The sequence below is a fragment of the Salinicoccus luteus DSM 17002 genome, assembly GCF_000712035.1.
GTDB lineage: Bacteria > Bacillota > Bacilli > Staphylococcales > Salinicoccaceae > Salinicoccus > Salinicoccus luteus.
Genome location: NZ_JONV01000009.1, coordinates 166,901 through 181,910, shown reverse-complemented (window position 1 = coordinate 181,910; position 15,010 = coordinate 166,901). Strand labels below are relative to the sequence as shown.

Genomic DNA, 15,010 nt, shown 5'->3' with positions numbered 1-15,010 from the left:
TATCTACGTATTAATCGGCATGCCGCCTGTCACTCCGAAGATCTGGCCGGTGATATAGCTGCCGCTGTCTGAAGCGAGCAACACATAGGTGTCGGACAGTTCAACAGGCTGACCGGCACGCTGCAATGGTGTATTCTGGCCAAATTCCGGGATGTTGTCCGGCGGCTGGCCTCCTGAAATCTGCAATGCTGTCCATACTGGTCCCGGTGCCACCCCATTTACACGGATGCCTTTTTGCCCGAGCTCCTGAGCCATCGAAATGATGAAGGACACCTGTGCGCTCTTCGTCATTGCATAATCCGCCAGGATGGATGCTGGACTGAAAGCTTGTACGGAGGTTGTTATAATAACACTGCCGCCTTCAGGAAGATGATCCAGTGCTTCCTGGAGCATCCATACGTTCGAGAATACATTGATGGTGAAAGTATCCTGAAGCTGCTTTGTCTCCAGTCCTTTTATATCATTTATATACTGCTGCATTCCGGCATTCATCACCAGAATATCCAGTCCACCCAATTCTTTGGCTGCATCATGGACAAGCTGCCTTGCAAATGATTCATCTCTCAAATCTCCTGGCAGGAGCACCGCTCTCCTCCCAGCCGATTCGATCACTTCTTTAACCTCCTCGGCATCCGACTCCTCGTCTGGAAGATAGCTGATGGCAACATCCGCACCCTCTTTCGCATATGCAATGGCTGCAGCACGTCCGATTCCGGAATCGCCTCCGGTGACTAGCGCCTTTCTTCCGGTCAGCCTGTCACTACCTTTATAGGATTCCTCTCCACAATCAGGTACCGGGGTCATCTCATTCTGTACACCCGGGTACGGCTGTTCCTGTTTGCTGAATTTATCATCAAAATATTTATACTTGGGATTATTCAAGTTCTCCATAATCCTACTCCCCTTCCATCTTGTTTATACCTACTTATTGCGCATTTTGGGAAGAGTTAAACATATTTTTGTTTTCAATATGCTTCAGCCGAATATAGAAACCAACGGCTGCAGAGGTAAGACCAATGGAAATGCCGACCCAGAATCCGTAGACCTCAAGAACAGTTCTGGAAGCCAACAGATAGCCGGCCAACATGCCGATCAGCCAGTAGGAAACGATGGCGATGACTGAAGGCAGGATGACATCCTTATATCCTCTCAATATCCCCTGGAAAGTCGCCTGCAGCGCATCGGAGAACTGGTAGACGATGGCGAAAAGGAATAACGGCATTGTAACGGCCACAACTTCAGGGTCGTCCGTATACAGGTATGAAATGGGCTCCCTGAAAAAGTATAGGATAGTGGAAGCCACGCTCACCAATCCAAGGCTTGAAATGACTCCCATCATTTTATAACGCCTTGCATCCTCATGGCGTCCACCTCCAGCACTGAAGCCTATAACGATGGTCATTGCCATGGATATGCTGAGCGGCAGCATGAACAGCATCGTAGTAAAATTGAGTACGACCTGGTTGGCTGCAATGATATTTGTGGTAAACATCACTCCGATAAAAAGGGTCATCATGGAAAAGATGCTGGTTTCTACAAATATAAGGACTCCAATCGGCACACCTACGGCCAAATGGTGCCATATGGTCTCTGCTGAAGGCCGCGACCATCCTCTGAATATGTTGAACCCCTTCAGTGGAGTGACCTTCATAACCATGAGGATCATGAGGAGAAACATGAGCCAGTAGGTAATGGATGTTGCAAAACCGGCACCGACGCCTCCGAGCTCAGGAAATCTGAAGTTCCCGAAAATTAAAGCATAATTGAAAAATATGTTCAAAGGCAATGATGTTGTTATAACGTATAGCGATATACGTGTAAGGCCTTGTGCATCAACGAAGTTGCGCAATACGCCGAAAAAGAATAATGGCAGCGCACCGGTGGATAGAGCGACAAGGTAGTAGTAGGATATCTGGTGGACGGACGCTTCCAGCCCCATGATATCCAGTATATCATTTAAAAAAAACATGCCGATTAATAGGATAATGGCCGTGAGCCCCACTGCTACATAGATAGCTTGCTGGACATTGTGCCGTACCGCCTCTTTCTGACCCGCACCCAGCAGTTGGGCCACGATGGCCGTGACGGCCAACAGTATCCCATTGATGCCTGTGGAAACAGGGGCCCAAAAACTGGATCCGATGGCTACGCCAGCCAGGTCGTCCACCCCTGCCCTCCCTGACATCATCGTATCGATCAGGTTCATGGAATAGAGGAGCACCTGGGTGATCATGATGGGCCACAATATTCTGATGAACTGTTTATACATTTCTCTTATGGAATCTGTATGGTACATGTACTCACCTTTTCTGGATGTTATAAATCCACCCTGAGCTGCGGCTCCGGGTGGATTTTGAAAGTTATAGGATCATGCCGGCAAAGAACCCTGCAATCAGGACAGGTATATTCAGAAATACGAATGTTGGGACGCATGTATCCCATATATGATTGTGCTGGCCGTCGGCAGCAAGTCCAGCCGTCGGTCCAAGTGTCGAATCGGAGGCTGGCGAGCCAGCATCACCCAAGGCACCGGCGGTGCCAATGATTGCAATGATAGCCGGTATCGACAGTCCAAGTTCCATGCCCATCGGAATGAAGATGCTCGCGATGATCGGAATGGTGGCGAACGAGGAGCCGATTCCCATCGTCACTACCAGACCGACAAACAGCATGGAAATGACCACCAGAACCTTCTGGTCCGAGAGGATGTTCGCTATGCCATCGACGAGCGGACTCACATGCCCAGTTTCTGAAATGACAGCTGCAAAACCATTGGCGGCCAACATAACGATGCCGATGTAGGCCATCATCTTGATACCATTGACCAGTTCATTATCCAGCCTGCTCCATTTGAACTGGAAGGACAGGAAAAAGACCATTATTCCCGCCAATGCGCCAAATATCATGGAATCCGTCAGAATCTGGACACCAAACGTCGCCACAATTGCAATCACAGCAATGGAGACTGTTTTGACACTCACTTCTGCAACGCCTTCGGAAGCGATATCTTTCGTTTCATATCGTCGGTTCTTCCTATAGTAGAATAACGCCAGAACCAGGCCGACGACAAAGCCGCTCGCAGGAATGACAAGTGCAGGCGCCACTTCCCCGAAGGCGATATTCATCCCCGCAGACTCGAATCCTGTCACAATCGTATTCTGGAATATTTGGCCAAAGCCGATTGGAAGAAGTACATAGGGGAAAGTCAGACCAAAAGTCAGTACCACTGCAATGAGGCGCCGATCGAAACCGAGTTCATTCATCAGGCTGAGCAATGGTGGAATGAGAATCGGGATAAATGCAATATGTACCGGAATGAGGTTTTGACTCATGATCGATACCGCAAGAAGGGCAACTATGATTGATACCTTCGCAATGATACGCGCTTTTTTGGACTGCTCTTTCTTCAGCGCTTTAATTATGAAGCCTACCAACACTTCTGTAATGCCGCTATACGCAATCAACGCAGCAAATCCACCGAGGAGCGCATAGCTGAGTGCAATTTCCGCTCCACCTACAATACCTTCCGTAAATATGGTGATGACTTCACCATATCCCAAACCTGCAACCACTCCGCCAGCGAGTGCGCCGATAAATAGTGCCAGCACTACGTTCAATCTGAAGAGACTTAATAAAATCATTACAAAAACCGCTATCAGGACCGCATTCAAACAGAGTCACCTTCCGATCATTAGAGTTTTACAACATTGCAATACTAAATACTTTGCCGCCATTTGTCAATACAGCCATGTTTAACAAGAGGATAATGGGGAATTATTCCTGTGAATCGTTAATATCAATACACTTAGGAGGAATCACGCACATGAAACCATTCATCAAACCGTATACAAATGACGAAGCACTCCAAGACGATATTAGTAAACTCACTTCCAAAGATGTAAGCGCAGATGACATCTATGTCATCTCCCACGACGATGACCGTACCAAACGCATTGCAGACAACGCAGGCGTCAGCACGGTCGGCCTGAGTGAAATGGGCGTCGGCGAAGCAGTAAAATCTACATTCGAGAAAAAAGGCGACCTTCTCCGTAAACAGCTTCAGAATCTCGGTTTTTCAGAATCCGAAGCTAAGAGCTATGAAAGTGAAATGGATGAAGGAAAGGTATTCCTGATTGTTACAAACAACGACAGTGTCGAACAATATCTCGCCTAGAGTAAAACCGTTTCCTTTCAGGAAACGGTTTTATTTTATAATATATACAGTTATGGCAATTACTATGGAAACAAATAGTATGATTCCAAATGGCCTTGATGTACGGCCAGCCATATCCCTCATATTGATGTTCAGTCCAAGTGCAATCATCGCCATCGTCAGCAACAATGTAGTCAGATTGGAGATAAGAGTCATGAACCCTTCAGAAAAACTCACAATATCCCCCAATACATAACTATTCACCAGACTCATCACTACGAATCCGATGAGGAAATATGGAAAAGCCACTTTGGCCTCTCCTGTCCTGCTCTGTTTCCGCCTCATATACCAGATGAAGATAAAGCATAGGGGCACAAGCAAAAAGACCCTTGAAAGCTTGGCGAGCAATGCGAACGCCAGCGCCTCTTCACCAGCTGGCTCTGCAGCAAGCGCTACGTGCGCGAGTTCATGCAGGCTTAAACCCGACCATATTCCATAAAGCACATCATCCACCGGCAGATAGGGACGGACGATGAGAAAGAAAACTGAGAATACCGTCCCCAGCAGTGCAATGATGCCTACACTCACCGCAGTGTCTTCATCCTTCGCTTTGATGATGGGAGCAACTGCAGCAATGGCAGCAGCACCGCATACACCCGTCCCCACTCCAAGCAGCATGGAAAGGGTCATATCGGCTTTGAAGATTTTCGTCAGAGTATAGGACAGGAGGATGGCCAGAACAATGACAATCGCTGATTTCATCAAAAGTGGCAGCCCCTCACTGAATACAGTATCTATATTGAGTTTCAGCCCATACAGAATGATTGCTGCACGTAGCAGTATCTTTGCTGAAAATTGTATGCCCGATCTCAGCTTGTCAGGGTAGCCAAAAATCTGCCTGTATATGAATGCAAGGATAATTGCAGTCGCCAGTGGCCCAATATAGTTGAAACCCGGCAATTGGGCGATTCCGAAACTGAGTACTGCTATGCAGAATGTAAAAAGAATGCCATACCAAAATTGTGGCTTTTCAACTCTCATAATATACGCCTCCGTACCTCATGATAGAGTGGTAGGAAGCATAAGTGAAATAGTATATAATAATATTATTTATAACTAATAGGTTATGGAAAGGGTTTTAACATGATTAATCAGACAGCAAGGGTATTCGTCGCAGTTGTTGAGGAAAGAAGTTTCACACGGGCGGCGAATATGCTTCACATGACCCAACCCGCAGTTTCGGACTACATCAAACAGCTTGAGGAAGAGCTTGATATTACATTGATTGAACGGTCGACCCGTGGAATTAGACTGAATCCAGCAGGAGAGATATATTATCATCACGTCAAAGAGATGATATCTCTCGAAGCAAGGATGCATCACCTCATCCACGACCTTCAGGAAGAGACGAAGGGCCCGATTCAGATTGGGGCAAGCTACACTTATGGAGAGTATATTCTTCCCTCCATACTTGCGAAACTTGTTAAGAAATATCCGGGAATAATACCTGAGGTCCATATCAGCAATTCGGCAGCCATTATGCAAGGTATAAAATCCTCTAACCTTGATATAGGCATTATTGAAGATGAGATCACCGATCCCAGAGTCAACATTACCCGGCTTCTCAAAGATGCCATGTACATCATAGGGGATGCCGCCTTGCCCGCTTCCCCCTCCCTCCAGACACTGGAAGAGAGGACTTGGCTGATCCGCGAAGAAGGCTCCGGTATCCGGCATTTTCAGGAGCAGGTTTTCGAACGTCTCGGCATTCGTCCCAAAACAATCACCTTGAGCAGTACCCAGGCGATCAAGAATGTTGTAGCAAGCGGCATCGGCCTTTCACTGCTGTCGAAGCACACCATCCATCATGAACTCGAGACTGGAAGGCTGCAGCACATCAATTATAATGATATGTCACTCGACAGGTACTTCTACCTGCTCACACCGGACGTCAGATTCCAATCGACCAGCACACTCGCCCTGCTCAATCTGCTTAATGAAACGAGTATTGAGTCCCATGAAGTTTCAAGTTGAGCGCATCAGGAGATCAACTTCAATCCAACTACCGCAAAGATGATGAGCATAATGAAGAAGATGCGCTTCCAATCCTTCGACTCCCCAAAGAACACCATGCCGAGCAGTGCCCCACCAGAGGCCCCGATGCCTGTCCATACCGCATAGGTGGTCCCCATCGGCAATACTTCAAGTGCGAGCGACAGGAAGAAAAAGGATAAGCCGAAAAATATCAGCAGTAGAATGAGTGAGAATAAGGATTTGTCCCTATGCAGTTTATTTATCGATAGTACACCGCATACTTCAAACAGTCCTGCTACAATAAGTGATACCCATGCCATATTCATCCTGCCTCCCTGTCTGCATTGTCATCCGTCACGACTTTCAATCCGATGACACCAACAAGTATGAGTGAAATTAGAACAATCTTAAGGGGAACGAAAGGTTCGCCGAAAAGAATGATTTCCGAAAACACCGTTCCGAACGCACCCAGACCGACAAAGACGGCGTAAACCGTGCCGACCGGCAAATATTTGCCTGCATCTATCATCAGATAGAAGCTCAAAAAGATGGCAACCAGGGTGCCAATCCATTCATACCATGTCGTTGAATGAGTGAGGCCAATCACCCATCCCACTTCAAAAATACTTGCGATTACAACTTTGATCCATTGCCTCGTCATATTCTACCTCCTGTGAAATTAAAAAAGCCCGAAAGAGAATGGCATTCTCTCCCAGGCTTTTATCCTTCCGTGTCATGAATAAACTTCATGTGCCGCCTCTCGGACCAGGCCCATCTTCAAATGTCGGAACCCTAGGCAACCTTTTTATATGATTATGTATATGGTAACCCAAAATAGGGACGAATTTCAAGGCTGACGGTATGAAAGCACATTAAGTGGGTAAATGGTTAACATGAATCCACAATTGATTCCCAATATGAAGGAGTAGATCGAATGCTCATCGTAATAGATGTCCAAAATGATATTTTCGACGAAAGGGGAACAGGATACGCAAATTCCACAAAAGAAGTGCGGGACGGCATTGAAGCACGTATCCGGCAGGCCATAGATAATGGCGAATCCATCCTATATACACGCAATCTCTATCCGGAATTCGAACAGGATAAGCGGAGCCTGGAAAGTATTCGTTTTGACGAAGAGATTTTCCCACAGTTCCGTGAGCTGCTTGAAACCCACGGGGATGAATATGTAAAGACATTCTATGGCATCCCTCCCGAAGAAGCGAGAAAGATACAAAAAAACTATGGAGATGAAGTGGAGACCAACCGGACCATTGAATTTGTCGGTGCAGAGACGAATGTCTGCGTCCTCGCAAACATCATGGTCATCCAGAACATTTTCCCCCAGGCGGATATTACGCTCAACAAGGATCTATCAGCCAGCACTGATAGAACACTCCATGACAAGACAATTGATGTCCTTTCGAATATGAATGTCTTCATTATAGGAGAGGATGAATAACGAAGAAGCACCCCCGAAAGTTGGTTGCGGCACGACTTTCGGGGGCGTTTCTCATCATTGAGGCACTTTTTTCGCCACCATGAGGTTGAGCCACTTGAGGAACATGGCAATACCAAGTAATAATCCTACATAGCCCATTACCGGATAAACGGTCCCCACGAGGTCAGCAAAACCGACAAAGCTGAGGATGTAACCCAGAATCAATGCTATTGGCAGCATAATATTGTAACGGCGGCTTTTCGGTTGGCTGAATCGTACGAGAAAAGGATAGAGCATGCCGACGGCTGTATTATATATGACCAGCAGCATCGCTATCGATAGTAGAAATCCGAGCACTGGATGGATTTCAGTGGCCAGAAGCAGCATCGGCAATTCGAATTCATTGACCTGGTCCATACGTGCCAACAGGCCATTATTGATGAGGAACATAAGCAGGATGATAATGATGCTTCCTATAAGCCCACCCAACCCTGCAACTTTCCTTGAACTGGAATCGGATCCCATCATCGTCAAAAAGCTGAATGCTACAGCGATTGTAAAGCCACTATATGTAATCGCATCCCACCACCATGGTCCGAACGTGGTTTCACCAGGCTGTGCATACTGATCCACTTCGCCGAGTGACACGGCTGGATTCAGGAAATTGACAACAGCAATGATGACCACGAGTGCAAGCAGATACGGTGTAATGGCCCCCAGCGCCAGTACAATTCGGCTGAAGCCCATATTCAATGTGATATAGACACCGATGATCAGTACCAGCGAACCGATCCATGGTGCTACGCCGAAACTTTCATAAAAAGTCGAGCCTGCACCTGCAAACATGATCACGGCTACTCCGTATAGGAAAAACGCAAGCACAATGTCGATAATCCGACCGAATGTATTGCCAAACATGTTCAAGAGGGAATCCACATGGGATTCCGCCTTGATATCAAAGCCGACATCCGCGGTCCACTTGCCTGTAAAAAGAATCAAAAGACCGGAAAGTAATATTGCAAAGACACTCATTGCTCCATTATTGGTGAAAAACTGTAGTATCTCCTGTCCAGTGGAGAACCCTGCCCCCACTACTACCCCCGTATAGGCGAAGCCTATTTTCAAGGACTGTCTGAAATCCTGCAATTTGACCACTCCAAATTCTCCAAAAATTTTAAAAACACAGTAACTTCATATTAAACTTATTGCGTTATATTGGCAAATGAAGAAAGTCTCTGCTGCAGCAATTCATATTCATCACTGCCAGTCGAGCGCGTCAAAGAATGTGCGGATATCATCAAAAAGCGCCTCCTGGTCCCTCCCTCTCGTCATCAGATGACCACTATTTTCATAAGACTTGATTTCCTTTCCACTATGGTCGATGTTTTCATATATACTCTTAGCGCTCTCCATATATAATTCTGCATCTTTTTCTCCATATTTGACCGCTACGGGAACATCGATATGCCCCAGATTTTCATGTACTTCATCGATCAGCTTCCGGAAGTCCTCAAGGCTGCCCATCGGATGATCCCTGTAGTAGTCGACTGCTTCCCTGACCTTTTCTTCATCTTCCCCCATAAACTTCAAGAAATTCTTTGTATAGCTCAACACCCTCCTGTTTATATCTTGGACATCCTTGCCCTGCGGGACGGACATGCTTACAGCACCATTGATGGCTTCAAGCTTTTCTGCTGCCCTGAGGGCCAATACACCCCCAAGGGATACACCGCCAACTGCAATGTTTTCGTACCCCTTATCCTTGAGGAAACGATATTCATCCAGGACATCCTGCCACCAGTCTGAGGGACCGGTTTCGACGAGCTTTGAAGGTCCCATGCCATGCCCTTCAAAACTCGGGACATGGACAGTATATCCATGCTGGTGAAGGTGCTGCGCCAATGGCTTCATATCCCTGACAGTACCTGTGAAAGAATGCAGCAGCATAACTGCTCTGGTACCACCTTCATATTTTAGAGGTTCGGGTTCCACAATTTTCATCAGCCATTCCCCTTTCGTTCATCTGCAGTACGGCGGTATATGTATTCCGCTTCATGCTGATCCAGTCCGTAGTTCTTCTTCAGCACTTCGATTACTTCGCCTCTCGTCTTCCCCGCTCTTCTGTCTTTTGAAACCTGGTGATAAATTTCTTCAGCATAATTATGTGAAGTCATGCTTTTTTTGGTCCTGTTCAGTTGAAGGCGGCTCCAGACGAAAAGAAGAAGTGCCACAAGCATCAAAAGGACGATAAGAATATCGTACATATGCATCCTCCTTTTACGTTATTTAAATTTTTAAAAGTATTTGACAAATTAACTGACCTTATAGTAACATAGTCCCTAATCAAATATTTGCTTATCCAGAGTGGTGGAGGGATTGGCCCTGCGAAGCCCGGCAACCTTTTAGGTAAGGTGCTAAATCCAACAGGTACGTTCCTGAAAGATGAGTGACTCGAGAGTCTCCCTTAATCTTTGGGCAGGCTCTTTTTTATAATATATCACTGGAGGAATGAATAATGACAGAGAATCATCGTTTCGAAACAAAACAGCTTCACGCCGGACAAGAAGTGGACCCTACTACAAATTCACGCGCGCTTCCCATCTACCAGACGACTTCCTACGTATTTGATGATACTAAGCATGCTGCAGAACTGTTCGGCTTGCAGGATGTAGGCAACATCTATACCCGTATCATGAATCCGACAACTGCCGCTTTGGAGACACGTGTTGCAGAACTTGAAGGCGGCGTCGCCGGCCTTGGCGTTGCATCCGGCATGGCTGCCATTACATACGCCATCCAGGCTGTAGCAAGCACCGGAGACCACATCGTCTCCTCCGCCAGCCTGTATGGGGGGACCCATACACTATTCACCCACACCTTCAAAAAGTTCGGTATTGAAACGAGCCTTGTCGATGCGAAAGATCCTGAAAATGTTTCACGTGAAATCAAGGAGAATACAAAGGCTATCTTTGTAGAGACCATCGGCAATCCGGAAGGCAATGTAGAAGATTTGGAGGCATTGGCGAAAATCGCGGAGGATAATGGTATACCACTTATCGTGGATAATACATTCGCTACTCCGTACCTCTGCCGTCCGATCGAGCACGGTGCACATGTTGTTGTTCATTCAGCCACAAAGTTCCTTGGCGGCCACGGCACTTCCATCGGGGGCGTAATCGTCGATGGCGGAAACTTCAACTGGGACAACGGAAAGTTCCCGGGTCTCACAGAACCGGATGCATCCTATCACGACCTTGTTTTCACTGAAGCATTCGGGCCTGCTGCCTATGCATTCAAAATCCGTACCACCCTGCTTAGGGATACCGGAGCAGCACTTTCTCCATTCAACGCATTCCTGCTCACACAAGGGATTGAAACATTGTCGCTCCGGATGGAAAGACATGTGGAGAATGCAAAAGCGGTTGCAGAATTCCTGGAAAACCATGAAAAAGTGGAATGGGTCGACTATGCTGGACTCGAATCCAGCGAGTATCATGAGCTCCAGAAGAAATATCTGCCGAAAGGTGCTTCCTCCATATTTACATTCGGTGTCAAAGGCGGGTATGAAGCCGGAAAGACGTTCATAGAATCCCTCGAACTCTTCTCACTGCTTGCCAATGTCGGAGATGCCAAGTCACTCGTCATCCACCCGGCTTCCACAACCCACTCCCAGCTTAAGGAAGATGAACAGCTGGCAGGTGGCGTAAGACCGGAAATGATCCGTCTGTCTGTCGGATTGGAGCATGTGGATGACATCATAGACGATCTAAAAAAAGGTCTGGATGCGATTTAAATGCCTATTAAAATTATTGAAGGGCTCCCGGTCCGGGAGCGCCTCCATAAGGAAAATGTATATACTATAGAAGCAACCCGGGCGCATACGCAAGATATACGCCCGCTTCGCATGCTCATTTTGAACTTGATGCCGAAAAAGGAAGAAACGGAACTTCACCTTTTGCGTCTGCTCGGGAACACACCGCTGCAGATCGATATCGACTTCATGTATATGAGCACACACCACAGCAGGAATACGCCGACCAGCCACCTCCAGAAGTATTATCATAATCTGGAGGAGGTACGCAATCGACGATATGATGGCATGATTGTCACAGGAGCACCGGTGGAGAAACTTGATTTCGATCAGGTGGATTATATCGAAGAACTGCGGGATATCATCGAGTGGTCGAGGACCCATGTGTTCTCCAGGTTCTTCATCTGTTGGGGAGCACAGTTTGCCCTCAACCACTACTTCGGCATACAGAAATCCATATTGCCGACCAAACTGTTCGGAGTATTCGACTACAACAACCTGATCCCTACCCATCCGCTTCTAAGGGGATTTGATGATGTCTACCAGGTCCCCCAGTCGCGGCATACACAGATTGATATGGAGGCGATAGAGAATATTGACGATTTGAATATACTCACATCACATCCGCAGTTCGGACCGGACATCCTGAGTACAAAAGATCAGCGAGACCTGTTCATATTTGGCCATCTGGAATACGAGCGGGACACGCTGAAGAATGAATATGACCGTGATCTGGCAGGGGGGCGCGAGATTGCCCTCCCCCACAACTACTTCCCCGAGGACAATCCGACGGCCACACCAATATTCAGTTGGAAAAGCCATGGACATCTTCTTTTCAGCAACTGGATCAACGAAACCTACCAGAACACCTATTATGACCTGACAGAATTAGAATAGCCTGCGATAACATCGCAGGCTATTCTTTATAGTTTATGGGAGAGTGTGTAGTTCCTGAGGTTTTCATGTTGCCGTTTTCTGGAGAGTGCCATGAGGTGCCTGAAAAACGAATCTGCATAAACCTCCAAGCTCTGGTCCTGTAATCTTCCTACATTTTTACAAACGACCTGTTCTTCCCGCGTTTCATCAAATACAGGAATGTCATTTTCCAATTTGTATTCGGCAATATGGCTTGCAACTTCCATTCTTGCTTCAAATAATGCAATCAGTTCTGCATCCAGCTCATCGATTCTATGCCTCAATTTTTCATGTTCATTCATGGCCATCCCTCCTTAATTTTATTGTTGGACGATCTGTTTTCCAGCTGCTGTTTTCTTTTCGATGTCAAGCAGCATATTGACTGTCTGCATCAGTTCTCCGAATTCATCTGGAGTCAGGCACTGTTGTCCGTCGCTCCATGCATTTTCAGGATCTTCGTGCACTTCTATCTGAAGACCGTTCGCCCCCGCCATCACTGCTGCTTTGGCCATTGATGGGATGAGGTGCCTCACACCCGCTGCGTGGCTAGGATCAATGACGATAGGCAGGTGGGACTCTTTCTGGATGACCGGCACCGCCTGGATGTCCAGTGTATTCCGTGTGGCGGTTTCGAAAGTGCGGATTCCTCTTTCACAGAAGATGACATTGTCATTGCCGCCCGCCATGACGTATTCTGCAGACATCAACCATTCTTTCATCGTTGCCGACATGCCACGCTTCAGCAATACCGGTTTATCCGTCTCGCCGATTGCCTTCAGCAAATCGAAGTTCTGCATGTTGCGGGCCCCCACCTGGATCACATCCACTGATTCGACGAAATCATCGATGTAGTCGGTGGACATCAGTTCAGATACGATTGGCAGTCCTGTTTCCTCTTTTACGACGTTCAGGATGCGCAGTCCTTCAAGGCCAAGGCCCTGGAAAGCGTATGGGGACGTCCTTGGTTTGAAGGCGCCTCCGCGGAATGTATTTGCACCTGCTGCTTTAAGCTTCTTGCCAAGCGCAACCATATCGTCTTCGTTCTCTACAGAGCATGGACCTGCACATACCATGAAGTTTTCAGCCCCAACTTTGACACCATCGATGTCAATCACACTGTCGTCTTCGTGGAACTGCCTGTTCGCCTTCTTGTAAGGTGCCTGGATACGGTGGACAGCATCCACAATCTTGTATTTTGCAAAGTCATTCTCCGTCACTCTTGAAGTATCACCAATCAATCCGATAACTGTCCGGTTCTTGCCGTCCGAACGGTTCACCCCGAAACCAGCTCCTTCTATATTCTTGACCAGCTCCTGGATTTCCTGCTCTTTTGCATTATGCGCAACATGAATTATCATAATAAAAAACCTCCCAATAGAATTTGTATAACAAAACCGCCACTTATTTATATAATAAGTGGCGGTGGAATTTGATAAAAAGATATACCTGAACCCTAGCCACTTATTTATATAAATGGCTAGACATCACAAAATGCTTTAGCCATCACTGATACAAACAAATTTGTTTTACGTTTGTACGCAATGATGGGTACAAACGGTATCAAAAATAGCTAAAGTAAAATCGATTATGTTGTTGTTGTTTAGTGAGTAACATATAATCGCCTCTTTTGAGATGTGTTGAGAGTCATTATATCCCCCTAAAATTATTTTGTCAATACAGAATTGTCAGAAATATCGATATTGCTTTAGAAAATAATTATGTTTATACTACTCTAATACGAAGAAAAGTGGAGGTAGAGGAATGAATATTGTCATAGTTGGCCTCGGAAACATTGGTGGTTCGTTCGCCTTGTCCCTAAAGGAAAATGCAGACGAACACACTGTATATGCGATTGATGTAGATGAAAGTACACTGCAGCATGCTGAACGGGAAGGCATCATCCATCAAGGATTCACCGAACCCGAAGAAATCCTGCCCCATGCAGATCTGATCATTTTTGCAGTATATCCACTCATACTGAAAACATTGGTAGAAAAATATATACCCCTCCTAAAGGAAAACGTCATTCTGACGGATGTCACCGGTGTAAAACGCTCAATAATCGGACAGATCGAACCGCTTCTGCCCGAATCAGCAGACTTCGTCTTCGGCCATCCCATGGCCGGCAGGGAGAACAGAGGATTGAAATACGCCAGTGGCGAAGTCTTCAAGGGCGCGAATTATCTGTTTACATTGACAGACAGCAACAAGGATTCAAACATTGAACTGCTGACCTCCCTCGTCAAAAGGATGGGATTCAAGAATGTTTCCTCCGTAACGCCCGAGTTCCACGATGATGTCATCGGTTTTACAAGCCAGCTGGCACATGTCATTGCGTTGTCTCTCATAAACAGTGATGATGTACAGAGGAACACAAAACAGTATACAGGGGACAGCTACAGGGATCTGACGCGCATCACCAATATCAATGAAAACCTATGGCCGGAACTGTTCATCATGAACAAGGACTATCTGCTCGACCATATCGATCGCTTCAAATCACAGATGGACCTCCTTAAAGACGCGATTGAAACGGAAGATGTCGATACGATGAAGGAAATGATGATAGAAGCCAGACGCAGGTATCATGACCTGCATAACCTTGAGCTTCCGGATTCCGAATAGCATCCATATGAAAAACTGCCCCCAGTATTGG

Annotated in this window: 17 protein-coding genes and 2 riboswitches; of the genes, 6 read left to right on the top strand and 11 right to left on the bottom strand. The window is 46.6% G+C overall.

Annotation, left to right across the window (positions count from 1 at the left end):
- Positions 1-3: 3 nt before the first annotated feature.
- The 3 genes from BO53_RS0107450 to BO53_RS0107440 form a co-directional block, all read right to left on the bottom strand.
- Positions 4-891: an SDR family oxidoreductase gene (locus tag BO53_RS0107450; RefSeq protein WP_031546985.1), complete on the bottom strand. Its 888-nt coding sequence runs from the start codon at positions 889-891 to the stop codon at positions 4-6.
- A gap of 34 nt (positions 892-925) precedes the next feature.
- Entirely contained in the window at positions 926-2,296 is a 1,371-nt protein-coding gene (locus BO53_RS0107445; RefSeq protein WP_031546984.1) for an MATE family efflux transporter, read from the bottom strand.
- 64 nt (positions 2,297-2,360) lie between these two features.
- A complete protein-coding gene (locus tag BO53_RS0107440) occupies positions 2,361-3,671 on the bottom strand; it encodes a Na+/H+ antiporter family protein (protein ID WP_031546983.1) in 1,311 nt (436 codons plus the stop codon).
- 152 nt (positions 3,672-3,823) lie between these two features.
- On the opposite strand from BO53_RS0107440, the gene BO53_RS0107435 reads away from it, so the two are divergent.
- Positions 3,824-4,174 carry a YflT domain-containing protein gene (locus BO53_RS0107435; protein ID WP_031546982.1) on the top strand — a complete coding sequence of 117 codons (351 nt, stop codon included), beginning with the start codon at positions 3,824-3,826 and terminating at the stop codon, positions 4,172-4,174.
- Between the two features lie 30 nt (positions 4,175-4,204).
- Here BO53_RS0107435 and BO53_RS0107430 read toward each other — a convergent pair whose 3' ends face one another.
- Complete coding sequence (locus BO53_RS0107430; protein WP_031546981.1) at positions 4,205-5,194, bottom strand: YeiH family protein; 990 nt, start codon at positions 5,192-5,194, stop codon at positions 4,205-4,207.
- Between the two features lie 102 nt (positions 5,195-5,296).
- Between BO53_RS0107430 and BO53_RS0107425 the strand changes: the two genes are divergently transcribed.
- Positions 5,297-6,187 carry a LysR family transcriptional regulator gene (locus BO53_RS0107425; protein ID WP_031546980.1) on the top strand — a complete coding sequence of 297 codons (891 nt, stop codon included), beginning with the start codon at positions 5,297-5,299 and terminating at the stop codon, positions 6,185-6,187.
- A 5-nt stretch (positions 6,188-6,192) separates the two neighbouring features.
- Here the strand turns inward: BO53_RS0107425 and BO53_RS0107420 are convergent, their stop codons facing one another.
- Together BO53_RS0107420 and BO53_RS0107415 are read right to left on the bottom strand one after the other, a co-directional pair.
- Positions 6,193-6,507: a DMT family transporter gene (locus tag BO53_RS0107420; protein WP_031546979.1), complete on the bottom strand. Its 315-nt coding sequence runs from the start codon at positions 6,505-6,507 to the stop codon at positions 6,193-6,195.
- Between the two features lie 2 nt (positions 6,508-6,509).
- Positions 6,510-6,848, bottom strand: coding sequence for a DMT family transporter (locus tag BO53_RS0107415; protein ID WP_031546977.1), 339 nt, complete (start codon positions 6,846-6,848; stop codon positions 6,510-6,512).
- Between the two features lie 46 nt (positions 6,849-6,894).
- A riboswitch (guanidine-I (ykkC/yxkD leader) is annotated at positions 6,895-6,994 on the bottom strand.
- Positions 6,995-7,121: 127 nt separating this feature from the next.
- Between BO53_RS0107415 and BO53_RS0107410 the strand changes: the two genes are divergently transcribed.
- Positions 7,122-7,649, top strand: a complete 528-nt coding sequence (locus BO53_RS0107410; RefSeq protein ID WP_031546975.1) for a cysteine hydrolase family protein — start codon at positions 7,122-7,124, stop codon at positions 7,647-7,649.
- Positions 7,650-7,703: 54 nt separating this feature from the next.
- On the opposite strand, the gene BO53_RS0107405 is transcribed toward BO53_RS0107410, so the two are convergent.
- The 3 genes from BO53_RS0107405 to BO53_RS0107395 all read right to left on the bottom strand — a co-directional run bounded on the left by BO53_RS0107405 (position 7,704) and on the right by BO53_RS0107395 (position 9,892).
- The gene (locus BO53_RS0107405) at positions 7,704-8,783 is read right to left on the bottom strand and encodes a YkvI family membrane protein (protein ID WP_031546973.1); all 1,080 of its coding nucleotides are present in this window, start codon (positions 8,781-8,783) and stop codon (positions 7,704-7,706) included.
- Between the two features lie 102 nt (positions 8,784-8,885).
- A complete protein-coding gene (locus tag BO53_RS0107400; protein ID WP_031546971.1) occupies positions 8,886-9,629 on the bottom strand; it encodes an alpha/beta hydrolase in 744 nt (247 codons plus the stop codon).
- On the bottom strand, positions 9,629-9,892 hold the full coding sequence (locus tag BO53_RS0107395) for a hypothetical protein (RefSeq protein WP_031546970.1): 264 nt from the start codon (positions 9,890-9,892) through the stop codon (positions 9,629-9,631). The genes BO53_RS0107400 and BO53_RS0107395 overlap by 1 nt, the downstream gene beginning before the upstream one ends.
- 88 nt (positions 9,893-9,980) lie before the next feature.
- Positions 9,981-10,077: riboswitch (SAM riboswitch) on the top strand.
- 66 nt (positions 10,078-10,143) lie between these two features.
- Here BO53_RS0107395 and BO53_RS0107390 point away from each other — a divergent pair.
- Both BO53_RS0107390 and BO53_RS0107385 read left to right on the top strand, forming a co-directional pair.
- On the top strand, positions 10,144-11,421 hold the full coding sequence (locus tag BO53_RS0107390) for an O-acetylhomoserine aminocarboxypropyltransferase/cysteine synthase family protein (protein ID WP_031546968.1): 1,278 nt from the start codon (positions 10,144-10,146) through the stop codon (positions 11,419-11,421).
- The gene (locus BO53_RS0107385; protein ID WP_031546967.1) at positions 11,422-12,336 is read left to right on the top strand and encodes a homoserine O-succinyltransferase; all 915 of its coding nucleotides are present in this window, start codon (positions 11,422-11,424) and stop codon (positions 12,334-12,336) included.
- A gap of 26 nt (positions 12,337-12,362) precedes the next feature.
- On the opposite strand, the gene BO53_RS0107380 is transcribed toward BO53_RS0107385, so the two are convergent.
- The gene (locus BO53_RS0107380; protein WP_031546966.1) at positions 12,363-12,656 is read right to left on the bottom strand and encodes a chorismate mutase; all 294 of its coding nucleotides are present in this window, start codon (positions 12,654-12,656) and stop codon (positions 12,363-12,365) included.
- 18 nt (positions 12,657-12,674) lie between these two features.
- Positions 12,675-13,712, bottom strand: coding sequence for a 3-deoxy-7-phosphoheptulonate synthase (gene aroF / locus BO53_RS0107375; RefSeq protein ID WP_031546965.1), 1,038 nt, complete (start codon positions 13,710-13,712; stop codon positions 12,675-12,677).
- A gap of 403 nt (positions 13,713-14,115) precedes the next feature.
- On the opposite strand from aroF, the gene BO53_RS0107370 reads away from it, so the two are divergent.
- Positions 14,116-14,979, top strand: coding sequence for a prephenate dehydrogenase (locus BO53_RS0107370; protein ID WP_031546963.1), 864 nt, complete (start codon positions 14,116-14,118; stop codon positions 14,977-14,979).
- Positions 14,980-15,010 lie beyond the last annotated feature (31 nt).